The organism is Butyrivibrio sp. (assembly GCF_017433805.1).
Lineage (GTDB): Bacteria > Bacillota > Clostridia > Lachnospirales > Lachnospiraceae > Butyrivibrio.
Genome location: NZ_JAFRGN010000007.1, coordinates 110393 through 134309, shown reverse-complemented (window position 1 = coordinate 134309; position 23917 = coordinate 110393). Strand labels below are relative to the sequence as shown.

The 23917-nt window shown below is 41.4% G+C and carries 22 protein-coding genes; 20 read left to right on the top strand and 2 right to left on the bottom strand.

Annotated features, from left to right (window positions below; genetic code table 11):
• The first annotated feature begins 12 nt into the window (after positions 1–12).
• The 8 genes from IJI01_RS01150 to rd all read left to right on the top strand — a co-directional run bounded on the left by IJI01_RS01150 (position 13) and on the right by rd (position 10763).
• On the top strand, positions 13–894 hold the full coding sequence (locus IJI01_RS01150; RefSeq protein WP_292184572.1) for an HAD family hydrolase: 882 nt from the start codon (positions 13–15) through the stop codon (positions 892–894).
• 6 nt (positions 895–900) lie between these two features.
• Positions 901–2064, top strand: a complete 1164-nt coding sequence (locus tag IJI01_RS01145) for a glycosyltransferase (RefSeq protein ID WP_292184570.1) — start codon at positions 901–903, stop codon at positions 2062–2064.
• 58 nt (positions 2065–2122) lie between these two features.
• A complete protein-coding gene (locus tag IJI01_RS01140) occupies positions 2123–3235 on the top strand; it encodes a DegT/DnrJ/EryC1/StrS family aminotransferase (RefSeq protein ID WP_330622975.1) in 1113 nt (370 codons plus the stop codon).
• Positions 3236–3294: 59 nt separating this feature from the next.
• Positions 3295–6060 carry a YfhO family protein gene (locus tag IJI01_RS01135; RefSeq protein WP_292184564.1) on the top strand — a complete coding sequence of 922 codons (2766 nt, stop codon included), beginning with the start codon at positions 3295–3297 and terminating at the stop codon, positions 6058–6060.
• A gap of 108 nt (positions 6061–6168) precedes the next feature.
• Positions 6169–7860: a hypothetical protein gene (locus IJI01_RS01130; RefSeq protein ID WP_292184560.1), complete on the top strand. Its 1692-nt coding sequence runs from the start codon at positions 6169–6171 to the stop codon at positions 7858–7860.
• On the top strand, positions 7854–9482 hold the full coding sequence (locus IJI01_RS01125; protein WP_292184557.1) for a hypothetical protein: 1629 nt from the start codon (positions 7854–7856) through the stop codon (positions 9480–9482). Before IJI01_RS01130 ends, IJI01_RS01125 begins: the two co-directional genes overlap by 7 nt.
• Positions 9483–9530: 48 nt before the next feature.
• Positions 9531–10499 carry a glycosyltransferase gene (locus IJI01_RS01120; protein ID WP_013279762.1) on the top strand — a complete coding sequence of 323 codons (969 nt, stop codon included), beginning with the start codon at positions 9531–9533 and terminating at the stop codon, positions 10497–10499.
• 105 nt (positions 10500–10604) lie between these two features.
• Positions 10605–10763, top strand: coding sequence for a rubredoxin (gene rd / locus IJI01_RS01115; protein WP_013279763.1), 159 nt, complete (start codon positions 10605–10607; stop codon positions 10761–10763).
• Positions 10764–10862: 99 nt separating this feature from the next.
• Here rd and IJI01_RS01110 read toward each other — a convergent pair whose 3' ends face one another.
• Positions 10863–12107: a glycosyltransferase family 4 protein gene (locus IJI01_RS01110; RefSeq protein WP_292184551.1), complete on the bottom strand. Its 1245-nt coding sequence runs from the start codon at positions 12105–12107 to the stop codon at positions 10863–10865.
• Between the two features lie 178 nt (positions 12108–12285).
• Between IJI01_RS01110 and asnB the strand changes: the two genes are divergently transcribed.
• On the top strand, positions 12286–14196 hold the full coding sequence (gene asnB, locus IJI01_RS01105) for an asparagine synthase (glutamine-hydrolyzing) (RefSeq protein ID WP_292184549.1): 1911 nt from the start codon (positions 12286–12288) through the stop codon (positions 14194–14196).
• A 47-nt stretch (positions 14197–14243) separates the two neighbouring features.
• A complete protein-coding gene (locus tag IJI01_RS01100) occupies positions 14244–14669 on the top strand; it encodes a sugar 3,4-ketoisomerase (RefSeq protein WP_292184537.1) in 426 nt (141 codons plus the stop codon).
• Positions 14670–14700: 31 nt separating this feature from the next.
• Here IJI01_RS01100 and IJI01_RS01095 read toward each other — a convergent pair whose 3' ends face one another.
• The gene (locus tag IJI01_RS01095) at positions 14701–15066 is read right to left on the bottom strand and encodes a helix-turn-helix domain-containing protein (protein WP_292184534.1); all 366 of its coding nucleotides are present in this window, start codon (positions 15064–15066) and stop codon (positions 14701–14703) included.
• Positions 15067–15233: 167 nt separating this feature from the next.
• On the opposite strand from IJI01_RS01095, the gene IJI01_RS01090 reads away from it, so the two are divergent.
• The 10 genes from IJI01_RS01090 (at position 15234) to IJI01_RS01045 (ending at position 23901) form a co-directional block, all read left to right on the top strand.
• Positions 15234–15806 carry a hypothetical protein gene (locus IJI01_RS01090; protein WP_292184530.1) on the top strand — a complete coding sequence of 191 codons (573 nt, stop codon included), beginning with the start codon at positions 15234–15236 and terminating at the stop codon, positions 15804–15806.
• 83 nt (positions 15807–15889) lie between these two features.
• On the top strand, positions 15890–16138 hold the full coding sequence (locus IJI01_RS01085) for a hypothetical protein (RefSeq protein ID WP_292184527.1): 249 nt from the start codon (positions 15890–15892) through the stop codon (positions 16136–16138).
• A 152-nt stretch (positions 16139–16290) separates the two neighbouring features.
• The gene (rbr, locus tag IJI01_RS01080; RefSeq protein WP_292184524.1) at positions 16291–16854 is read left to right on the top strand and encodes a rubrerythrin; all 564 of its coding nucleotides are present in this window, start codon (positions 16291–16293) and stop codon (positions 16852–16854) included.
• A gap of 70 nt (positions 16855–16924) precedes the next feature.
• Positions 16925–17557, top strand: a complete 633-nt coding sequence (locus IJI01_RS01075) for a flavin reductase family protein (RefSeq protein WP_292184521.1) — start codon at positions 16925–16927, stop codon at positions 17555–17557.
• 18 nt (positions 17558–17575) lie between these two features.
• Entirely contained in the window at positions 17576–18889 is a 1314-nt protein-coding gene (locus IJI01_RS01070; protein ID WP_292184517.1) for a DUF6056 family protein, read from the top strand.
• A 164-nt stretch (positions 18890–19053) separates the two neighbouring features.
• Positions 19054–19716 carry a SatD family protein gene (locus IJI01_RS01065; RefSeq protein ID WP_292184514.1) on the top strand — a complete coding sequence of 221 codons (663 nt, stop codon included), beginning with the start codon at positions 19054–19056 and terminating at the stop codon, positions 19714–19716.
• Positions 19713–20453, top strand: a complete 741-nt coding sequence (locus IJI01_RS01060) for a DUF3307 domain-containing protein (RefSeq protein WP_292184511.1) — start codon at positions 19713–19715, stop codon at positions 20451–20453. Before IJI01_RS01065 ends, IJI01_RS01060 begins: the two co-directional genes overlap by 4 nt.
• 16 nt (positions 20454–20469) lie before the next feature.
• Entirely contained in the window at positions 20470–21615 is a 1146-nt protein-coding gene (locus IJI01_RS01055; protein ID WP_292184509.1) for a glycosyltransferase, read from the top strand.
• 512 nt (positions 21616–22127) lie between these two features.
• On the top strand, positions 22128–23375 hold the full coding sequence (locus tag IJI01_RS01050; RefSeq protein ID WP_292184506.1) for a glycosyltransferase: 1248 nt from the start codon (positions 22128–22130) through the stop codon (positions 23373–23375).
• A 4-nt stretch (positions 23376–23379) separates the two neighbouring features.
• Positions 23380–23901 (top strand): GNAT family N-acetyltransferase, encoded by a 522-nt coding sequence (locus tag IJI01_RS01045; protein ID WP_292184503.1) that lies wholly within the window; start codon positions 23380–23382, stop codon positions 23899–23901.
• The last annotated feature ends 16 nt before the right edge of the window (positions 23902–23917 follow it).

The following is a 23917-nucleotide window of genomic DNA, read 5'->3' as shown; positions in this document are numbered from 1 at the left end:
AAGGAGAGTATTATGTTCACAAGAAAAACAAAGGAAGATAAGCCGGTTGTAGCAATCTGCTACGATTTTGATAAAACTCTTTCACCTAATGATATGCAGGCTCAAGGGTACATTCAATCTGTAGGTTATGATGTTGATGAATTCTGGAAGGATTCTAACAGCGTCGCTTTTGCAAATGAGATGGATCAGAACCTTGCATACATGTACAAGATGGTGGACGAGGCAAGGGGCCGATTTGTCTTTAACCGTCAGGCGCTTATGGACTATGGCTCCAAGGTTGAGCTGTTCAAGGGTGTTGAGGAGTGGTTTGACAGAATCCGTCAGTACGGCGCTGAGAACGGCGTTATCGTTGAGCACTACATCATTTCTTCAGGGTTAAAAGAGATGATCGAGGGCACTTCAATTGCTAAAAAAGGCGTGTTTGAGCAGATTTATGCCAACAGCTTTTACTATGATGACAGGGGCGAAGTCAGATGGCCAGCTCAGGTTGTCAATTATACAAATAAGACACAGTTCCTTTTCAGAATCGAGAAGGGCGTGCTTAATCCAAATGATCCTATGGTCAATGACTACATTCCTCTCGAGGATGTGCGCGTGCCATTCAGGAACATGATCTACATCGGTGATAGCGACACAGATGTACCTTGCATGAGACTTGTTAATGCCTATGGCGGTCACTCAATCGGTGTCTACAATTCTGAGACAGGCGACAAGACTAAGGTTTACAAGATGATGCAGGAAGACAGAATCAGATATTTTGCACCTGCGGACTACACTGACGGCAGCGAACTTGACGTACTGGTCAAGACAATTATTGATAGAACTCAGGCCAATGAGAAGCTTCACGAGATTCATCGTCAGATGAAGAATGAATATTTGCAGGCTGAGAAATAAATAGATATGAGCAGATTACTGATTATCAATTCTGTTCTGGGCTTTGGCTCCACTGGCCGAATCGTAATGGATATCGCCAGCGAATATGAACAGAAGGGCTTTGAAGTTAAGGTTGCATATGGCAGAAGTATGAGGGAGGTTCGCGGCCAGAAGAATGCGAACAAGGCTCCTGAGTACGTTAGACTTGGCGTGCGTATCGGAAGCGATATGGACGTCTATTGTCATGGTATCCTTTCAAGGCTTACTGGTAAGCATGGCCTTTATTCAAGGAAGGCTACAAAGAAGTTCCTGGAGTGGGCAAGTGAGTACGATCCGGACGTTCTGTGGATGCACAACATTCACGGCTACTACATCAACTACGAGATGCTCTTTGACTGGATCAAGTCGAGGCCTCAGATGCAGGTCAGATGGACACTTCACGACTGCTGGACTTTTACAGGACACTGCGCACATTTTGCTTATGTAAGGTGCGATAAGTGGAAGGATGGATGCCACGATTGTCCGCAGCTATCCACCTATCCGGAAGCTTTCCGAGATAACAGTATAGATAACTACAGGCGCAAGAAAGCGGCCTTTACCGGAGTTGCCGACATGACACTGGTTACTCCATCCAACTGGTTAAAAGACCTGGTGAAGACAAGTTACCTTTCTGAGTACCCTGTGGAAGTTAAGTACAACACTATAGATACAGAAATATTCAGGCCAGTGGAAACCTCTTTTAAGAAAGACCACGGAATCCAGGATAAAAAGATGATCCTTGGGGTAGCCAGCATGTGGAATGAGAGGAAGGGCTTTGATGACTTCATTGAACTGGCAAGGATACTGGAAGAGAAGAAAACAGCTGGCGAAGCGGATTACAAGGTTGTGCTGATCGGTCTTAACGACGAACAGATAGCTGACCTTGATAAAAAGAATTCAGGAATTCTCGCACTTCCAAGGACAAGCAGCCAGAAAGAGATGGTGGAAGCCTACTCGGCAGCAGATGTGTTCGTCAATCCGACCTACGAGGATACCTTCCCCACAGTTAACATGGAGGCTGAAGGCTGCGGAACACCGGTTATCACTTACGATACTGGTGGCTGCAGAGAGACACTTAAGTCAGAAAAGAGCATGGTAATTCCTCAAAGCGTTGACTCAATTGTGAAGGCGCTTGGGGAAATGGATATATAAAAGAAAAAGTAATTAACGAATATTGTAGTAGAAACAAGAGTAGAGAAAAGATATGAGTATGAGTAATAATACAATGAAAGTTCCATTTGTTAGTTTTAAACCTCTGGAAAAAGAGCTGGACGCTGATCTTCGCGCGGCTTTTGAAAGAGTATACGAGAATAGCTGGTACATCGAGGGAAAAGAAGACGAGAAGTTTGAGGAGGCTTTTGCTAAGTACTGCGATTCCAAGTACTGCGTTGGAGTAGGCAATGGTCTTGATGCCCTGATGCTGGCTCTTAAGGCACTTGGAGTAAAGGAAGGGGACGAAGTGATCGTTCCTTCAAATACATATATTGCTACAGCACTTGCTGTTACTTACGTTGGAGCAACTCCTGTTTTTGTTGAACCTGATATTAAGACTTTCAATATCGACCCAACTCGTATTGAGGAAAAGATTACAGATAAAACTGTAGCGATCATGCCTGTTCACCTCTATGGTCAGGCCTGCGATATGGATCCAATCATGGAGATTGCTAAGAAGCATGAACTCTTTGTAGTAGAGGACTGCGCACAGGCTCATGGCGCTACCTATAAGGGCAAGGTCATCGGCTCTTTTGGCGATGCTGCTGGATTTAGTTTCTATCCAGGCAAGAACCTTGGCGCACTTGGTGATGCTGGTGCAACAGTCACAAATAGTAAAGACCTTGCAGATAAGATCAGAGCCCTTGGTAACTACGGCTCAGATTATAAATATCATCACATTTATAAGGGTAACAACTCAAGACTTGATGAGATGCAGGCAGCATTCCTTGCAGCCAAGCTTCCTCACCTTGATAAGGTAAATGTGAATAGACGAGAGATTGCAGATAAGTACCTGAAGGGAATTACTAATCCTGAGGTTATTCTGCCATTCGTTCCAGATTATGCTGTTCCTGTATGGCATATCTTTGGAATCCGCTGTAAGAGAAGAGACGAGCTCGAGAAGTTCCTTAATGAGCGTGGAATCATTACTAACAAGCATTATCCAATTCCTATGCATCTTCAGGATTGCTACAAGGATCTTGGATTTAAAGAGGGCGATTTCCCAATTGCTGAGGAAATCAGTGCTACAGAGCTCAGTATACCAATGTTTTATGGCATGACAGATGGAGAAATACAGTATGTGATCGATGCGATTAACGAGTTCAAATGATAATTCGTATGTTTACGTAGATCATATATTTGAAATACTTGATAATTAGGGGAGTTCTTGTGAAAAAGAAAAGTTTTGCGTTTTTTTATCTAATATATACTGCCTTGTTCGTAGGCATGGTTTTTGCTGTATTTCACGCATTCTTTGAGGCGAATGCTACCTTCATAAACATGGCAGATGCCTTCAGACAGCACCTTAAGGCGCTCGCCTTTTATTCCAAGTGGATGAGAGGTGTGCTCTATCAGGTGTTTAAAGAGCACTCACTTAATCTTCAGACCTATTCTCTTGGTATGGGATACGGAACAGATATCTATCCGACACTTCAGTATTACGCTATCGGAGACCTTCTGAACCTCCCAGCCATCTTCGTTAAGAATCAGTATATTTACATATATTTCCAGGTTGTAATGATGCTAAGGCCATACCTTGCAGGTATTACCTTCTCACTCCTTGTCTTTTACCTAAGACCTAAGGCATCCAAGATTGGTGTAATGGCGGGAATGTTCACCTACTCACTTTGCACCTTCTTTTTATTCCTTGGAATCTGGCATCCATTTTTTGCTAATCCACTTATCTATTTCCCACTGGTAATTCTCGGAGCTGAGAAGATACTAAGAGAAAATAAGGCGAGTCTTTTTGCTGTAGCTATATTCCTTGCTGGCAGCAACAATTTCTTTTTCTTTTACATGATGGTGCTCCTTACTATCGTGTACGTGATCGTGAGAGTGGCCTTCATCCATGGTGCTAACCTTCCTAAGTGGGGACAGCTTGTTGTTAAGTTCATGATTTCAGGTGTCATCGGTAGCATGATGGCTATGATAACACTTCTTCCTGTAATCATGGCGTTTCCTGCAAACCCAAGAGTCAGCACCGGAATCAGACTTCCACTTTTTTACACTAAGACATATTACCGTGAGCTTATCAGAAACTTCTTTAGTTTCGTTTATCACGGACTCTATGATACACAGATCGGACTTCATGGAATTATTCTTTTGCCATTTATACTGCTGATAGTCAAGGCAGTGTACATGCTTATCTTCAGGTCGAAAGTTAATTCGGAAGATGAGAAAACTCAGAGAAAATCAAGATGGCAGATGCTCATAGTTATGGCGCTGCTCATCCTGTTTGTGTGCATTCCTGCAGTGGGCTATGCTCTCACAGGCTTTGCCTATACTATTAACAGATGGACCTTTGCTTTTGCACTGGCAGCAGCATTTATGTTGGTGGATATGTGGGATGATCTCTTCAATATGGATGTTAAAGAGATTATTCTGGCAGTAGTTCTGGGAGCATTGTTCGTCCTCAGATGCCGTAATACAGGAAACCTTTCTTATGCGAATGCCAGGACAGAGCTTATTATCGCTGGAATCGGCCTTGCTATATGCATAGTTGTTAGCTTACTTAAGAATACCGGAGTTAAGAAGGCTGCTGAGATAGCTATCATGGCAGAGACTCTTGTAGCAATCATATTCAACGGATACTACGGCTATGATCCAAGCCAGGGCAATATGATCGTCGAGTACTATACAGATGTTGATGCTGACGACATGCATGTGCTCCTTGAGAGTACCGAGGTTCAGGCTGTTATGGAGAGTGCTGAGTCAACAGAAACTGATCCATACAGCTTCTACAGATATACAGGAAGAGACATGATCTGGAATGCTTCTCTTATTGAGGGTATTTCATCAACTCAGTTTTACTGGTCCCTTGCAAACGGCGTTGTTTCCGACTATTTCAAGGAAATGGGTAACAACGATCAGCAGAACTTTGCGTACTTTGCACTGGATGACAGAACAATCCTTAATTCTCTTGCTGGAGTTCGCTATTATTCTCTTCGTTTCAACACGGAGGAAGAGTGGAGATATGTACCTTTTGGCTATGCTCACATTCACGACAGATATAACTTTGCAGTGTTCGAGAACCAGGCGCCGCTTTCTCTTGGATATACCTATTATTCAATGATTCCAAGATCTGAGTACGAGGCAATTCCTACTGTGAACAGACAGGAAGCTCTTTTGTACGGCGCTGTGGTTGAGGATGGTGCTAGCAGCCTTCAGTGGGCTGAGCCAGAGTATTCGTTTATAAACTGCCCTATAGAGATTTCTTTTGAAGGAAATATTCAGGCAAGTGAAGGTAAGTGGATTGTGGAAGAAGATGGCGCGTCAGTGCACATCAAGTTCACAGGCGCGGAGAACTGCGAGACTTACCTGTGGCTTGATGAGTTTTATGTATCTGATTCTTATACAGACTATCCGCTTATGCACGTGAATGCGTATGCGCAGGGTAACGAAGTAACCAAAAAAGATATCTGGTACAAGACTGAGGATAACCAGTTCTATAGTGACTGGCACGACTACTTCCTCAACATGGGCTATGCTCAGGGTGCCAAGGATGAAATCACTATTACCTTCAGTGAGCCTGGTACCTACACCTTCGACGACATCGGAGTATACTGCCAGCCAATGGCTAATTACCAGAAGCAGCTGGGTGAGCTTCGCAGCAGCATGCTAACTGATATTGAGCTTAATAAGAATCCAATTTCTTATACAACAAATAAGATCACTGGTAACATAACACTTGAGGATACAGGTATCGTGTGCATTACACTTCCTTACTGCAAGGGGTGGAAGGCTTATGTTGACGGACAGAAGTGTGACATCATGAAGGTTAACACCATGTTCATGGGTATAGAGATGCCTGCCGGAGCACATGAGGTTGTGCTGAAATATCACACACCTGGGCTTCTTGCCGGATTTGTGCTGATGATTATTGGTGTTGTGCTGCTGGTTGTAATGATAAAGTTTGAGAAGAAGCAGAATAAATGAAAAGAGCAGTAATCGAGCTTATCATGGCATAGATAAATAGATTAAATTACAGATTGGATGTATTTGTAGAGGTCTGTATAAATGAAAATGAGAATGGAGATCTCATACATGTCAAAGATGAAAGATAACAAAAATAAAATAATTAGAACGTTCCTGTGGGGATTTATGGTAGTGGGAGCAATCTTCACTCTTTTCCTCATATGGAAAAAAGACTTCTACATGGAGAACAGTGATATAGCTTCCGACATGATCCTGGGTAAGCTCTTGTCACAGGAGGGCGGAATCCTCAGTGAGAACTGGTTCTATTCTACTGAGCTTCACGTGGTTCATACGCAGCTTCTTTATAAGCTTCTGTTCCATATCTGGCCTGATAACTGGCTTATGGTCAGGATTGCAGCTGCAGCTATTTTCCTTGTGCTTATTGTGGCTTCATTCCTCTATATGACAAATGCAATTGGTCTTAAGGATGAGGGTCTTCTTGCTGCAAGTATTCTCACATGGCCTTTTGGACAGTGGTATGTCAGAATCGTAACCTTCGGACAGAGCTATGTAACTTACTTTATCATTGCCTTTGTTTCCATGGGATTGTTCTTTAGGGCAGTTCAGGTAGGCAGAAACGGAGATAAGGACAGAGGGAATAATGTAGTTATTGGAGCTGTTTACGGAATTCTTATGGCAGCTGTTTCCTTTGTGGCAGGCCTTGGCGGTGTGAGACTTCTCATGATCTGCTATGCGCCACTATTTGCTACGAGCATTGTGATACTCTTATGTGCTCATTATGCTAATTTCGCCAAATTAAGAGGAGCAAGAGAGTTTGTTCCTTCTGCAAGGCTGGCTTTTGTAAATGCGCTTATTCTGTTTGTCTTTTCCTGCATTGGACTTGGTATCAACAGAAAGGTTCTCTGTAATAAATATCATTTCCAGGATCAGTTCAGAGAGACTTGGAGGAACTTTTCATTGTCCAGAACACTGGATACCTTCTCGGACGCATTTACTCTTTTCGGATGGCATGCTGAGGTTGGCTTTGTGAGCTGGCAGGGACTTATCAACTGCCTGAATTTCCTTTTGATCGTTGGGATTATTGTCAGCATCGTTTACGTGTACAAGAATTTTGCCAAGTTCCAGCCTATGGTTCAGCTCTTTTTGGTATATGTGGGAGTACTGACACTGATAACAACAGTAGTGCTGTCTTGTAGTAACAAGTATTATGCATATTACTGGCTTCCTGTTATTCCATATTTCCTTGTGTTGATGGCGCTTGGACTTTTCAGTGCCAGCAGAGCCGGCCATGTGGATGTGGTGCATGAAGGCGTTGGCGAATATATCAATCATTACAGAGGTGTTATCTGCGGACTTATTGCTGCAGCAATAGCTCTTGCAAGTGTATCTGTTTATGCAGATCCTAATCCACAGGATATCTATCAGGATTATGCGATCACTGACGCTATAGAGTGGCTTAAGGCAAGCGACTATGAACAGGGATTTGGAATGTTCTGGTCCAGTAACGTTATAAACGCTCTCACTGATGGCAGAATTGAGATGCATACTGTTATGGATGTGGATCATATTGACGATCTTGGTTCAGAGTATCCATGGCTTCAGGAAGTAAGACATACACAGGAATTCCCTGAGGGAAGATTCTTTGTTATTGTAAGTGCCAGAGATTATGATCTGGGCAATCCAAACTCGGCTATGATCTTAAAACTGTCTGATCATCTGATCTACGGTAGCGATAGCGCTTATATTTATGGCTTCGAGAACATGGATGATTTTGTTAATGCGAGAAATGCATTATGGTAAAAAAAATCCTTAAACATCAAAACTTCATATGTATCGTACTAGGTGTGATGCTTGCTCTGTCACTTATTCCGATATTCATAATTTCGGGATATGACGCGGCAGCAGGGGATGACTACAACTACGGAGCAGCGGCTCATCAGGCATTTCTGGCGACAGGGTCAGTTATTGCAGCTATCAAGGCTGCATGGGGAACAGTGATATCTACATGGCAGAGCTGGCAGGGAACCTGGTTTGACTGCTTTGTGTTCTGTCTGCATCCTGAGGTTTTCTCAGATTCAGCCTATGTGATTGTGCCATACATTTTCCTTGCGATGCATTTTGTGGGATTCCTTCTCCTGTCACATCACTTCCTGAAGGAAAGATGGCAGTTTGCAGGTAACTACTGGCTTCAAATAGGACTTATTTACCTACTGTTCGAGATTCAGCTTGTACCATCACAGAAATCAGCTTTCTTTTGGTGGGTTGGATGTGTACATTACGTAATGCCAATGTTCATGGCGATCCTCGGAATCGTCTGGGGCGATAGGTTTCTGATGGATCATAAGGCCAAAGACCTTGTGCTCCTATTTATAGTAAGCGCGCTGATGGGAGGCGCAACATATCCAGCAGCACTTCTTCTTCCAATAGCACTGTTTCTGTTGTGGCTTGCGGATTTTGTCATCGGTGGCAAAAGAGATAAGAGAAATATATTACTACTGATTCCATTTGCTGCACTTGTGGCAGGCCTTGTGATCAGCATGATCGCACCAGGAAATGCAGTAAGAGCAGCATCTGATATTAAGGACGGAGCAGATCCGGCTAATGGAATTCTTGATACAATAGTCAGTTCTTTTACCATGTCAGTAAAAGAGGCGGTTACAGTATTTATTGGTGAAAAGGGATTTATTCTTATCGCATTACTGCTTATCGTTCCTCTTACTGCATCTATGTTTAAGCTGGTTTCAGACAAGAGCCTTGCTGTTTCACATAACTTTGTGGCAGACAGGGATTATGAAGCTATCAAGAAGGTCTTTTCCCATCCGATTCTGTTCGTAGTTGTTATGTTCTGCCTGAATGCCAGCGTCTATGCGCCAAGAGTATATGCGGGAGGAATAGTATCCAGTGGATATGTGAACTTCAACTTCTGGACATTCTTTGCATGTGCTATCGGCATAGAAATATATCTGATTGGCTGGGGAATGCTGGTTGCGGAGATAAGCTTGCGAAGGAAGTTAGTTAGCAGCGAAGATACTGATGGCGCCCATGATAACCATGTGGTAATGGGCATATTGTCGTGGACTGGATTTATTCTTTTGATACTGGTCATTGCATTTACATTTAGACATGGAGTTAAGAAGTACACAGACTATGTGTGTATGGAGTATTATCTGTCAGGACAGGCGGATGATTATAAAGAGCAGATTCAGCTCCAGAGACGTATTCTAAGCGGCGAAGGAACTGAGGCAGTTGTACCTGAGATCAATAACGAGCAGGGCCCACTCATGCAGATGCCAATTGTCAGCGACCCTGACAATGTGGATAACTATATGGCCAGAATCTTCTATGGCAAAGAGAAGGTTTGGGCGATTCCAAGAGATGAATGGATAGAGCAATACGGTGAAACGTACGGAGTAAGCCAGTGACGGCAGAGTGAAATAAGGTAGTTGATACCAGGAAGAAATAGAGAGATTATGTCAGAGAAACAGATTGATGTGAGCGTATACATGCTCACCTACTACCATGAAAAATACATAAGACAGGCCATTGAGAGTGTTCTTGCGCAGAAGACGCACTACAACTATGAGCTCATCATATCTGATGACTGCTCACAGGATGGTACAAGGGAGATTATCAAGGAGTATCAGGAGAAGTATCCTGATATTATTCGAGTTAATTTCAATGAAAAGAATGAAGGAATCCCAGCGAATATCTACAAAGCCCGTACTATGTGCAGGGGAAGATATATCACGAATCTTTCTGGTGATGACTATTGGATAAACGAGAACAAGATTGAAGTTGAGACCAAGTTCATGGACGAACATCCCCAGTATGTGGCCTGCTTTAGCAGGATTGAACTCAGAATGAACTTTGAGGATCATGCCTATGACATTCTTCCGCATGATCTTTCCCAGCTTAATAGTGAGTATTCTATTAAGGACTATGAGCAGTGTAAGCCACTGGGACTTTTGGGAATGTTCCTTAGGAACTACTTCCTGACTGAGGAAGGCAGAGAGTACTTTGCTCAGGCCAAGAAGATCAGCGAGTTTGTGGACGATGCTGTGGATGAAGTTCTGCTTCTTAGAAAAGGCCCTGTTTATATCATGGACTTTGTGGCAGATGCTCACAGGGTAGTTGATGCAGATATTGAGAAGATGAACTACAATTCCAGATACTCCCGACTTGAGAAGTTCAGCCATCATATATCTCTTTTGAATGGAATGAGCGAGCTGTGGGGCGATGAGATAGACTTCTCAAACTGGTATGATACCTATTTTGCTCCAGGATTTCTTAGTATGCTCGTCAGTAGAGATTTTAAGGGCTATGGCGAGATTATTAAGACTATCCCAGAGAGATACAGAAAGCCTTTTTATAAGAGTGTATATGTCAGGTCAATTCCCAAGATTTTTGGATTCGTCTTTGATTATCTGAAGAGACGCTGATTGTTTACAATATATTAATAAACAATTCTTCTAAATGTTGATATAATTATATTAGGCGCTTATATGAACAACGATTATATTATGAAACTTAAGGAGGATTAGACTATGAAGTATGTATGTAACACATGTGGATACATTTATGACGAGGCAGCAGGTGATCCTGATAACGGGATTGCTCCAGGAACAAAATGGGATGATCTTCCAGCTGATTTCGTTTGCCCACTTTGCGGTGTAGGTAAGGAAGACTTTTCTGCTGAAGCCTGATCAAAGAGAAAATAGAATATGAGAATGATAAAGCTCCAAGTAGACTAATATATGGTCTACTTGGAGCTATTATTATGTCATCATAATGATTTGAAACTTTTATAGCTCGAATATTTTCTTGAGTTTCTCAAAATGCTGCTCTGGATTGAAGACTTCTTCTACTTTTCTTCTGGCATTTTTGCCAAGTTCTCTATAGCTCTCATCTGCCAACAGAAGCTTAACCTTTGAAGCTAAATCCTGTGGATTCTTGGGTTCAAATAAGTATCCATCTGTACCGTCTGTAATCAGCTCTGGGAAACAACCAAAGTTAGATGCTATAACAGGTTTGCCATAGGCAAAGGCCTCTATTACTGTGTTTGGCATGTTCTCATACCAGATGGCAGGACAAAGAACACACATAGCGTTAGAGATGAGATTTGTCAGAGCTTCACCTCTCACAAAGCCTGTGAACTGAATTCTGTCTGAGAGGTTGTTGGCCTCAATAAACTCTTTAACCTCAGGATCCTGATCCTCGTAGTTGCCAGTAATCTTAAGTCTTAAGTCTGGATACTCCGCAAGGTATTTCATGGCCTCAACAGCATAAATAAGGCCTTTTTCCTTAACTGTTCTGCCGAGGAATAAGAGATAGTCGTAATTCTCATAATTAGGTGTAATAGCATCTGCATCGATAAAGGTTGGAATTGTCACAACCTTCTCAGCTGGGAAACCACCCTCGATCAGCTTGTTTCTGGTGAAGTTTGTAGGTGTTACGAAATAATCCACGTACTTATAAAGCTTTTTCCATCTGTGATACATCATGGAGTAGGCTCTTATCATTGATGCAGCCTTGGAACCGTGGTAACATCTGTGCTCGATGCACTTCTTGAGATCTCCGCAAACACACTCATTGCAGGTATCAGTGCCACGAAGCAGGTCACTTCTAGGACACACAAGGTTAAAGTCTGAAATTCTGTGAACTACCTTGAGACCTCTTTTCTTGGCTGCCTTGAAAATGCTGGGTGAAAGAGTGTTTATAACCTGAAGTGCATATAGAACCTCAGGATTCTCATCGTCAATCAGTTTATTGATATTCCTGACAGTCTCTGGATTGTAGAATGCCCCCTGAAGAGTCTTGATAATAGCACTTGGAGTCTTCTTGATAGAGTCGTAGTATACGCTGTCACCACTCCTACTTGAGATGAAATATTTGGAATATTCGGTGGGCTCATTGACGCTGTAGCGCACAGAGAATGGTATTCCCTTATATCCAATGCTGGCGCACTTATCCAGAAACTTGAACATGTACACTTCCGGCCCGCCAGTAATGTGATATCTATAGTTTGCAACGATAACTTTTTTGTCCATTGTAGTGTCCTTTGCTTTGATTATTTCCATCACAGTTTATCACTATTTTATGGTAGTAGTCTATTGCAAAGGGGGAATTGCAGCTTTTATAATGGGAAAAGAAATATCTACAATAAAGGACAATCACTTGGCATGGCGTTACTTTGTAACGATGCTTGGTGATGATGGAATTGAATAAATGTGCGGAATTGCAGGATTCTACAATAACAAGATAAATAGAGCAGAAGTTATAAGGAAGATGACAGATCGAATGGTCCACAGAGGACCTGATGCTCAGGGACACTGGCTGGATGAGCAGTCTGGATGGACACTGGGGCATAGGAGATTATCAATACTGGACCTTAGTGAGTCCGGGGCACAGCCCATGGTATCCCACTCGGGAAGGTTTGTCATCTCTTATAATGGCGAGATTTATAATGTCAGGGAATTGAAAGATAAATTAGTAAATGATGGCTATGTTATGTCATCAAATAGCTCTGAGAAGACAGATGGTTCTAAATTTTCCTTCAGAGGAACATCTGATACAGAGGTGCTCCTTGAAGGAATAGAGCGTTATGGCATCAAGGAAACTTTGAAGCTTTGTAAGGGTATGTTTGCTATCGCTGTTTATGACAGAGAGAATAAGACTTTACAGCTTGCAAGAGATAGAGTAGGCGAGAAGCCTCTTTACTACGGAAGAGTACAGGCAGAAGGTGGAGAAAGCTTTTTTGCCTTTGCGTCTGATATAGCGCTATTTAGGGAAATACCTGGATTTAGGAATGAGATGAATTTGGAGGCGCTGTCCTATTACATGCTCCATAGTTACATTCCTGCGCCTATGTCTATTTATCAGGGCATAAATAAGCTCATGCCAGGGACAATCCTGACACTTAAGGATCCTGATGCAGAACCGGAAATAGAAGAGTACTGGTCTATGGTAGAAGCTGCCAAGTTCGGCCAGAGAAATCTGTTTACAGGATCAGAAGAGGAGGCTACACAGGAGCTCGAAAAGCTCCTTAGAAACTCAATCTCAGATCAGATGATTGCTGATGTTCCACTGGGGGCGTTTTTGTCAGGAGGAATCGACAGTGCTACAATTGTTTCTCTGATGCAGGATATGTCTGATCAGAAGATCAAGACCTTCACCATTGGATTTGATAATCCTAAATATAACGAGGCAGATTATGCCAGAGATATCTCTAACCATTTAGGAACAGATCATACAGAGATGATCATCTCGGAAAAAGAGATGCAGGAAGCAATTCCGCAAATGGGATACTATTTCTCTGAGCCTTTTGGCGATGCTTCAATGATTCCAACGTATTTTGTCAGCAAGATAGCGAGACAGAAGGTTACAGTTTCTCTTAGCGGAGATGCTGGTGATGAGCTGTTCTGCGGATATGAAGGCTATTGGAAGTGTGACGGATTCTGGAATAAGATAAATAAGATTCCTATGGGAATAAGGCAGACTGGGGCAGCAGTACTGACACCATTTGACAGCATAGGAAATCCTAAGCTTCATAGGATAATAGGAACGCTTGGTGCCCAGAATATATGCCAGTTAAAAGATGTTATTTTTGATAGGAAGCATGTGGGACTAGAGAAGGTGGTAACAGGAAGAGCTCAGAAGAATCAGGTGCCAAGCATCTTGTCTGATCAGATTTCAGACATGGAGCTTTATGATATGCTCTTTTACCATCCTGATGATATTCTCGTTAAGGTTGACCGCGCCGGAATGGCCGTGTCACTTGAGAACAGAATGCCTATGCTAGATAGGGATGTCATAGAGTTTGCATGGAGAATTCCAACTCAGTATAAGTACAGTGACGGCGTTAGTAAGCGTGTCCTTAGGAACATCCTTTACAAGTATGTACCAAAAGAAATGATGGAAAGGCCAAAACAGGGCTTCGCAGTCCCGCTTGAGAAGTGGCTTAAGGAAGGACAGACTCGTGAGTGGGCTCAGGAAATGATAGATAACAGTAAGCTCATTCGTGATGGAATACTGGATGGTAAGATTGTCAGATATTGTTGGAATTATATAGCCGAGAATCCAGGCTACACCAAGCTTGTATGGAACATGCTTATGGCAGAGCAGTGGTATCGTGGTTGAGCATAGCCTATAAACATGCTAAAATACTAGTCGGAGGATGATTGAAGATGCAGGTTGTTAAGTATATGTTCCAGCCACATGGTGATGACAGAGGCCAGCTGGTGGCGCTTGAGGAATTTAAAGATATACCATTTCAGATAAAGAGAGTTTACTACATGTACGATACAGTTTCTGGAGTTGTGAGAGGTAAACATGCTCACAAGAAGCTGGAGCAGATTCTTGTATGTATTCATGGAAGCTGTAAGATCAAGCTCGATAACGGAACAGAAACCAAGGTTGTTCCACTTGAGAAACCATACGAAGGTTTATACATCTCCAATGATATGTGGAGAGAGATGTATGATTTCTCACCAGATGCAGTACTCATGGTGCTTGCGTCAGAGCTCTATGATGAGAGTGATTACATTAGAGATTATGACGAATTTCTTGCCATGACCAGACAGAAAATTGAGGTTGGTCAGAAGGAGAACTGATAGAACGGATGTTATATAAAGTGGTCGATTTTTATTCGACCACTTTATTTTTTTGAAGAGAATTGAGCTTTTGGGCGTAAGCTAAAATGCGTTTCAGCTTGGGAGAATCACAGTCTGAAAGTATTTCTATCAGTTCAAATAATTCAGGACTTGCGGCTTTGTTAATTACTTTATAATCAGGGGACATGTCATTTGATCCTCCTGTTAAGTATGCCACAGATGTCCCAAAGACTCTTGCTATTACATCGACAGTTTGAGGTGATGGGATTCTATCACCATATTCATATCTGCAGTAGCCTATTTTGGATAAATTCAATCTTCGTGAAGCTTCTGCCATGGTAATTCCAAGATTTTCTCTAGCTTTTTTTAATCGTTCTGGTATTAGCTGATTTGACATAGTTGAATCCTAATAAATAGTTGACGGTAACCAATGGATATTTTATAATACTATCCATTGGTTACGATAGCACATTAGTATATATATTTCAATATGGTTAATATATGTGGATTGTTAGCATTATCGTATAGCAATAATATGGCTAATTAGAAGGGCGATGAATAGTAGTGGCAGATAGTAGTTTTTCAGATAAAGTAAAAATAGTAAAGGATAAAAACGGAAAAGAAATAGTGATAATTGACGAGATACGGTTTAAAGGAAAAAGGGCAATAAGTTGGAATGAAGTAAGAGATTATCTTAGACAATTTGTTGGAAAAGCCTATACTGTTGATGACACAAAAGATTTGATATTTATCGGAAATGATTTGCCTAACGAATATTCTGGATCAGAATATACGTATGCGCTTAATGGGGCTGTAGCCAAAGCAAAGGCAAATGCATCACAGGGAATACCAGAGATGATAACATCGGCTAATGGTAAACACTTTCGCCTTAACAATGAAGATAAGCATAATAGAAATGCTAAGTATGGCTGGTACAGGTACGATTCAAGATTTGCTATTCCGGTGTATGCAGTAGATGGAAGTGTAGAGAGATATAATGCATTTCATGCATCGTTGCTAGTTAGACATTCAGAGGATGAGAAAATGTATCTTTATGACGTTATAGACGTAAAAAAAGAAACGAGCAACCCGCTTGAGCAACTTAATGCTGTACACGACAAAAAACCCATTTCTTGATTAAAAGATACTAGGGTTTGATATGAAAGTCAAGCTTTTTTGAGTATTTATGAAAAAATAGATGAAGATAGAGGAAGGAATATATGGGATTGTTTGACGAATTTAAGGGCTTTGATGTTCAGGAAGAAAGAAGAAACGGGGAAGAAATAAAACTAATCAAGCTAGTATGTAAAAAAATAATCAAAGGGCATGTTCCGGAGATAATAGCAGAAGAGTTAGACGAGGATGAAGAACATATTAAACGCATTTATGATGCGGCACTGAAATATGCTCCTGATTATGATGCAGACAAGATTTTTGAAGAACTATCCAAGGAAAAGACAGTAGTATAAAACGCTAAATAATCTTTAATTGCGTACAATTAACATGTATAATATATGGAGAAGGTTATGTTTGTTCATGGCCTTCTCTTTTTATAACCATTTCTTATGTGGGAAACGACACTATTACATATTACTTACAAGAAAAGGAAGGAAAAACAACAATGTCAGAGAACAAATGGAGATGTAGAGCAGAGGATTTAAAGGGAACCGAGACAGAGAAGAACCTCCTGGCAGCATTCGCTGGTGAGTCAGAGGCAAGAAACAAATATACTTTCTTTGCATCAAAGGCCAAGAAAGAAGGCTATGTTCAGATTTCTAATATATTTGCAGAGACAGCAGCTAATGAAAAAGAGCACGCTGAGATATGGTACAAGATTCTCTCTGGAATCGGAACAACAGTAGATTGCCTCAAGGATGCAGCTGATGGCGAGGCTTACGAGTGGAAAGAGATGTATCCATCTTTTGCTAAAAAGGCAAGAGAAGAAGGCTTTGATGAGATTGCAGAGCTCTTCGAGGGCGTAGCAGCCATAGAAAAAGAGCATGAAGAGCGCTATAGAAAGCTCCTCAAAAATGTTGAGGATAAGCTTGTATTCTCAAGAGATGGCGACTGTGTATGGCAGTGCAGTAACTGTGGTCACATCGTAGTTGGCAAGCAGGCTCCAGAAGTTTGCCCAGTTTGCAATCACCCACAGGCATACTTCCAGCTCAAGGCTGAGAATTATTGATATCACAGCAATTATCAAGGCATGTTATAATTAGAACTAGTAATTGATTAAACGAAAGGATGGAGCGAGCATGGATACTAAGGCAATGTACAAATTATCGTATGGTTTATTTGTGTGTACCGCAGTCAGAGGTGACAAGAAGAACGGTTGTATCACCAACACCGCGATTCAGGTGGCATCTGATCCCAACAGAATTTCTATTGCTATCAACAAGGCCAATTACACTCACGACATGATCAAAGATACCGGCCTTTGCAATATTTCTGTCCTCAGCACAGAGGCTTCTTTTGACATCTTCAAGCATTTTGGCTTCCAGTCAGGCAGAGATGTGGATAAGTTCGCTCCTGATTTTCCTGCGGATTCCTATGCTATAGCTGAGAACGGAATCCCATATATCAAGGCAGGCACCAACGCATACTTCTCCCTCAAGGTGGAAAAAGAGGTAGATCTGGGCTCACACACTCTCTTTATCTGCGAGCCAACTGAGATGGTTGTGTTATCTGATGTTTCATCCTGCACTTATGAATACTATCAGAACAACATCAAGCCCAAGCCACAGCCAGTGGGCACAACACCTAAGGGTGAGACCATTTGGAAATGCCTCATTTGCGGCTATGAGTATGTAGGCGAGGAGCTTCCTGACGATTTCATCTGCCCTATCTGCAAGCACGGCAAGGATGATTTTGAGAAAATTATTAGATAAAACACGGAGCAGTTCGACTTGAGTAGTACTAAGAAACACACACTTAATTTAATACTTGTAAATATCTTCTGGGGATGCATAATAGCGTTTCTTGCATATAGGATGCCAGCCTTTGTTGACGATTATCAGCATCAGACATCATTTGCGGATGGCAGCAGGATTGTGAGTGTGGCGCAGATATTCCCATCAGTTGCAACCTACTATATGACCTGGGGCGGAAGAGCAATTTCCATGTTCTTCATTCAGCTCATGCTGATGTTGCCCAAGATGGTTTTCGTGGTGGTTAACTCACTGATATATATTGCTGTTGCCAATGTTATTCACCAGTACGCGTTGGTATTCCATAATAAGATGGCCAAAGAAAAAGAGGCAGCAGGCGAAGCACCGTTAATTGCAAGTGTTATTGAGTTATCTGCAATTTATCTTATGCTGTGGTTCTTCATGCCCGATTTTTCAGAAGTAGTTACATGGATCACAGGAACAGTCACATATCTGTGGACCAACCTGATCATTCTGATATTCGGGCTCATGTACTACAAGACTTACTGTGATGTTTCTGATAAGAAAGCTTACACATCAGCTGATAACCAGAACACATCCAACGTTATCCTATCAACAATTATATATATAGTACTAGGCTTTATTTCCGGCCTCTCCAATGAGGCTGGGGCCTGCACTATATTATTTGCACTGATGTTGTTCTTTATCTACATGATCTACAACAAGCACAAAGTCCAGATTTATCAGATCCTTGGTGCTGTGTCCTGTGCAATAGGCGTAGCATTCCTGATCCTTGCGCCAGGTAACGTGGCAAGGACAGCGGCTGCAAACGCAGAATCCAATAGCATCATCAAGAATTATATTTTTAGAATTGGCAGAGAGTCTTTCTACACACTCATGTTCTTGATGATACCTTTTGCAATTGCGTTAGGACTTACAGTATACAGACATTACAAGCAGACTAATACAGAAGCTGATGCAGCCAAGAGAAAAGTTAACCTCCCAGAGGAAACACTTTTCTACCTGCTTGCCTTCGTAAGTGTATATGTTATGACCTTTGCTGGCGGTTTTGCTAACAGAATCTTCCAGTTGCCACTTCTTCTTATTTGTATCGGATTTGCATCATCACTTGCGATGATAGTCAGATCAGAAGGAACGCTGGCGTTTAGAAAGGGCATAACAGCAATTTTGGTAGCGCTTAGCATTATGGCTCTTTTCGAGGTGGTTGCAGGAACAATCTACTCAGTAGGCAGAGATTCTTTCTATGACAGACAGACAATCTACTATCATATCTATGACACCGAGGGCGTTCTTTCTGGCAATGGAATGTAGAAGGTGTTACGCCTCAAAATTATTCACATATAACGAATAAACCTATTTTATGCACGTATAACGCATTATTGACAATTATGCATTATATGTGCATAATTTTATTATATCGAAGTAAACCACATAAATGCATTGCGTTAATGATATCTATTAGGAGAAAAACAGCAATGAAGCGTTATATAGCGATAATTGGTGATATTAGATATTCCAAGAATATTCAGGACAGAGGGAATATACAGAGGAAACTTAATAAGATCCTGAATGCTCTAAATGAGAATTATGGCAGTGATATAGCGGCGAAATTTGTGATAACGCTGGGAGATGAATTTCAAGTGCTGTTGCATAATGGTGATCACTTGTTGGAGATGATCAGAGCAATTCAACGACAGCTTTATCCAGTAGAGGTTAGATTTGGCATAGGAATAGGCGATATTACAACTCCTATCAAGAAAACTGCAGCCATAGGTGCTGACGGACCAGCATATTATGCCGCTAGAGAGATGATTGATGAATTAAGAATTATGGAGAAAAAGCTCAAACATCAGGCGCCTGATGTGAAGGTGGGGTATTATGAGCAGAAAGATGATCTCGAACTTGAGCATCTCAACGCTTTTTTTAGATTGAACAAGCTTATAGACAATAGCTGGTCTGACGAGCAAAGAGCTACTGTCATGGAGGCTATCAGTAATAATGATAGTCAGTCAGAGATTGCCAGAAGGCTTGGTACAACGCAATCTACAGTGGCAAGGCGACTTGCTATGGCTAACTTTATAACATATATGGACATAGAAGACATAATAAATAAGACAATCGTGGAGATTACAAGATGACCAAATATTATTTGTATCTTGGATTTGCCCATATTTTGGGGGATTTTTATTTTCAAACAGAAAAGCTTGCAACAGAAAAAGAAAAGAAGTATACGGGGGTTTTGAAACACTCAGTTGAATATCTGCTTGTATCACTTGCATTGGCGCTTTTAGTTCCGCATCCAGACATGATAATAGCAGCATTTTTGACAGCTTTAGCCCATGCTATTATAGATTCGCTTAAATATATACTGATTAGGAAAAGAGTCTTCAAAAATAGCTGGAACACATTTTGGATTGATCAGGTGGCGCATTTGATTAGCATATTGCTAATGGCATTTTTTATGTTCAGGTACAATTTCGTTGTGAACACAAAAATATTGGACGCCGTGTCTGGCTATTACTCTTTTAGTTTGGATAGTGTGCTTAGGTGGATTTTGGTGCTACTAATATTACATAAGCCATCCAATATTTTGATTCAGAAGTTCCTGGCAGAGTACAAACCAATCGGTGCAGGAACGGATATGAATGCTATTATTGCTACCAAGAATGCAGGTATAATGATTGGTACAATAGAGAGAATTATAATGATTATTCTCATTGCTATCGGCCAGTATTCTGCACTGGGACTTGTCCTCACTGCCAAGTCGATTACCAGGTACAACAAGATTGTTAATGAAAAAGACTTTGCTGAGTACTATCTGCTGGGGACACTACTAAGCTTTCTTTGTGTACTACTTGCAAGTGTTCTGATATGAGGGTTGAATAAGAAAAATGAACGATAACAGCTACGTTTTGGAGGTGTCCTGGGGATGCCCGTCAGAGAAATATCCGATAAATGGCCTCTTTCAGTTCGACCAGGCCAAGGCTCTTCATAATATCGGGGAAAAGATAGTGTTCCTAGCCCTTGATATGAGGTCCTTCAGGAGAATCCGTAAGTGGGGCTATAATAGATTTGAGAAGGCAGGAATTCCTGTCATCGAATACAACTTCCCATGGGGCCCATTTTCTCCAGAGCTTAAGTACAAAGCACAGGACTACTCATTTAACAGAGCAATCAAGAGAATAGAAAAAGAGTTCGGTATTCCTCGATGCATCCACGTTCACTGCTGTCAACAGGCCATTTCTGTGACAGACTACTGCGAACAGAAAAATGTACCATATATTGTAACTGAGCACATCACTCCTCTTAACGAGGGAGAAGCTATAGAGAAGAGAAAAGAAAAAGCGCTGAAAGGTGCCAGAACTGTCATAGCAGTCAGTAACGCACTTGCGAGAGATGTTAAAAAGAACTACGGAGCAGACAGCGTTGTAATTCCTAATATCGTGGATCTGAGTGAATTTAAGTTCAGCGATGCAAGGCATCCTGGCGATACGTTTGAATTCCTATCTGCGGCCAGTGCTAATCATGGCAAAGGCTTTGATGTTCTGGTTAAGGCATATGCCAAGTTTCGCAATGAAATATCAACAGAAACTCACCTCACAATCATGGGCGACGGTCCAGAACTTCCAATAATTAAGAACCTAGCTTCAGAGCTAGGTATAATCGATAACATAACCTTCACAGGCTCATATGTGAGAAAAGAGTTTGCGGATAAACTTGCAAAGAGCGATTGCTTCGTTCTTCCAAGCCGATCTGAAACCTTTGGCATTGTCTATATCGAAGCGCTTGCTACCGGAACTCCTGTTATAGCAACAAAGTGTGGCGGGCCAGAGGACTTTGTAGATGATACAAATGGCATCCTCGTTCCGGTTGATGATGTAGATGCCTTAACAGAAGCCATGAAAGTGATGGTAAGTGACTATCAAGGCAATAGGAGCAGATTTAGTAGCGAGCATATGAAGCTTGTATCAGAGACATGCAAAGAGAAGTTTGCACCAGAATCAGTTGCCAAAGAAGTCGCATCTAAACTAGATTAATTGCGAAGATAATAAATATTTCCAAAACAATAAAACGCCCTGTCAGGTAACTTGATGTAGTTATCTGACAGGGCGTTTTATCGAAAAAATACAGTATTTTAATATTCCCAATGCGTGTTACCTCAGAATCAATACCGCTTCGCAAGATTCGGTGCAGAGCGAAAACGAGATATTGGGGTAAGGACTGCTTACGGCAAAAGACTTGTCGTTACAACGCTTAGTTAAGATACTGTATTTTGTATATTTGCGCAAGTCAAAACAATCCTAAAATTATGAACAATATGTGAAAAATGATAATTTATAACACGATATTCAGAAAATATGAAATTTTGTTTTGGTTAAACGATGATATAAGAAATGGAATCGTAGCATGTAACCATCAGCAATGAAAGCAAATGTTAAAATGAATTATATTTTCGTCGGAAATGTTATTACGAGTTGCATTTACCGGCTATTATGTTGGATAATGGCCTAGTATAATAGGAATGAAGAATTATAACGGAGCGACAAATATGAGAATACTCCTTGTATTAGACAATTTATCTTCCAGCTGTGGCGCTAACGTAGGCATTGTCTATGAGCTTACCAAGACATGGCTTGCTGGTGGAAATGAAGTGTATTGCCTGGCCAGAGAAGATAAATACCATGAACTGGATAAAGAAAAGGCAGCTGCGCTAAACAAAGTGTGGACATTCAAAGTTGCCGAGGATGACGTACTAAACGACGTGACTAAAAGTGATAAGTGGATCAACGCTTCATCGCTTGGTAAGGCAACATATGTTGTCTCACACCCAGTATTTTTGCAGAAGCTGATTGATAAGAAATACTATGAATCATCAGAAATCAGGAATGAGTATAAGAGGCAGATTGAGAAGCTGTGCTCAGAGCATAGCTTTGATTCTGTAATTGCTGTAACAGAGCCGTATTACATAGCAGATGCACTGGCTAATGCCAATATCAGTAACAACAAATACGTCATAATGATGGATCCATACACCAATAATCCATCGACAACACAGAAAGCAAGGCCTAAGCATCTGCAAAAGGAACTGCATGTATTTGAAACATCGCATAAAGTCTTTGCTTTAGATTTTGTTGGTAATGATATGGACTATTTGCCGGCTGATTTGGCCCAGAAGGTAGTAACCTTCCGTGTGCCAAAAGTGCAGAAGCTCGATTCAAAAACAGAGAATACGCAAGAATCTTTAGATGCTGATTCCAACATCAACTTTGTATATGTTGGCCAGTTATACGACGACATCAGAAATCCAGAACTGATGCTGAAGCTATTCACTAAACTTCATAAGAACTACATCCTCCATTTATATGGCGGCGGATCTGAGAAGACAGTAGCTCAATATAAAGAAATCTTAGGAGACAGACTAGTTCTCCATGGTTGGGTTAGCTCATCAGAATCCATTAAGGCCCAGAAGGAAGCTCACGTACTCATTAACCTTAACAACAATATCAAGAATATGCTTCCATCCAAGCTAATTGAGTATATAAACACAGGTAAGCCTATTCTGAATATATGCCAGATTCCTAACTGTCCTTCTCTTCCATATATGGAGAGATATCCTATGGCGCTCAGCGTAGCACCTGACCAGGATATCGATGAAATAGCAAGGGATCTGACTGAGTTTGCTCAGAAATATAAGGGACAAACAGCAGATCATAGCCAGATAGAGGAATTATTTGCTGACTGCATAAGTGAAAACGTAGCAAACATGATCCTGGAAACTATAGAAAAAGAGGCATAACACAATGAAACTTCGCTCATTACAATTACAAGATGCTCCACTCATGCTGGAATGGATGCATGATGATTCAGTGGTGCATGACCTTCACAGAGACTTCTCCAAGCTGACATTAGAGGACTGTGAGAACTTCATCAAGAAAAGTCTGGATAGCCAGGACGAAAATCTCCACCTTGCTATAGCAGATGACGACACAGATGAATACATGGGCACAATAAGTCTCAAGAATATAAATATAGAGACTAAGTCAGCTGAGTTCGGAATCACAATCAGAAAAGCTGCTATGGGTAAGGGCTATTCCAAGGCTGCTATGGCAGTAATACTAGATAAAGCTAACACAGAACTCGGAATCACCAAGGTATACTGGTGCGTAGATCCTGTTAACCAGAGAGCACTTCGTTTCTATGACAAGAATGGATATAAACGTATTCAGCTCCAGGATGAGCAAGAACTATACACTCTGGTAAAAGAGTCAGGTGACTACAGCCCAAGTGATATAGACAGATATGTGTGGTTTCTGTACCATTAAGTTAAGACGGGATTGA

Bases quoted from the DNA above. Each gene is read 5' to 3' on its own strand.
- IJI01_RS01150 (WP_292184572.1), top strand. From the start codon at position 13: ATGTTCACAAGAAAAACAAAGGAAGATAAGCCGGTTGTAGCAATCTGC.
- IJI01_RS01145 (WP_292184570.1), top strand. From the start codon at position 901: ATGAGCAGATTACTGATTATCAATTCTGTTCTGGGCTTTGGCTCCACT.
- IJI01_RS01140 (WP_330622975.1), top strand. From the start codon at position 2,123: ATGAGTAATAATACAATGAAAGTTCCATTTGTTAGTTTTAAACCTCTG.
- IJI01_RS01130 (WP_292184560.1), top strand. From the start codon at position 6,169: ATGTCAAAGATGAAAGATAACAAAAATAAAATAATTAGAACGTTCCTG.
- IJI01_RS01125 (WP_292184557.1), top strand. From the start codon at position 7,854: ATGGTAAAAAAAATCCTTAAACATCAAAACTTCATATGTATCGTACTA.
- IJI01_RS01120 (WP_013279762.1), top strand. From the start codon at position 9,531: ATGTCAGAGAAACAGATTGATGTGAGCGTATACATGCTCACCTACTAC.
- rd (WP_013279763.1), top strand. From the start codon at position 10,605: ATGAAGTATGTATGTAACACATGTGGATACATTTATGACGAGGCAGCA.
- IJI01_RS01110 (WP_292184551.1), bottom strand. From the start codon at position 12,107: ATGGACAAAAAAGTTATCGTTGCAAACTATAGATATCACATTACTGGC.
- asnB (WP_292184549.1), top strand. From the start codon at position 12,286: ATGTGCGGAATTGCAGGATTCTACAATAACAAGATAAATAGAGCAGAA.
- IJI01_RS01100 (WP_292184537.1), top strand. From the start codon at position 14,244: ATGCAGGTTGTTAAGTATATGTTCCAGCCACATGGTGATGACAGAGGC.
- IJI01_RS01095 (WP_292184534.1), bottom strand. From the start codon at position 15,066: ATGTCAAATCAGCTAATACCAGAACGATTAAAAAAAGCTAGAGAAAAT.
- IJI01_RS01085 (WP_292184527.1), top strand. From the start codon at position 15,890: ATGGGATTGTTTGACGAATTTAAGGGCTTTGATGTTCAGGAAGAAAGA.
- rbr (WP_292184524.1), top strand. From the start codon at position 16,291: ATGTCAGAGAACAAATGGAGATGTAGAGCAGAGGATTTAAAGGGAACC.
- IJI01_RS01075 (WP_292184521.1), top strand. From the start codon at position 16,925: ATGGATACTAAGGCAATGTACAAATTATCGTATGGTTTATTTGTGTGT.
- IJI01_RS01065 (WP_292184514.1), top strand. From the start codon at position 19,054: ATGAAGCGTTATATAGCGATAATTGGTGATATTAGATATTCCAAGAAT.
- IJI01_RS01060 (WP_292184511.1), top strand. From the start codon at position 19,713: ATGACCAAATATTATTTGTATCTTGGATTTGCCCATATTTTGGGGGAT.
- IJI01_RS01055 (WP_292184509.1), top strand. From the start codon at position 20,470: ATGAACGATAACAGCTACGTTTTGGAGGTGTCCTGGGGATGCCCGTCA.
- IJI01_RS01050 (WP_292184506.1), top strand. From the start codon at position 22,128: ATGAGAATACTCCTTGTATTAGACAATTTATCTTCCAGCTGTGGCGCT.
- IJI01_RS01045 (WP_292184503.1), top strand. From the start codon at position 23,380: ATGAAACTTCGCTCATTACAATTACAAGATGCTCCACTCATGCTGGAA.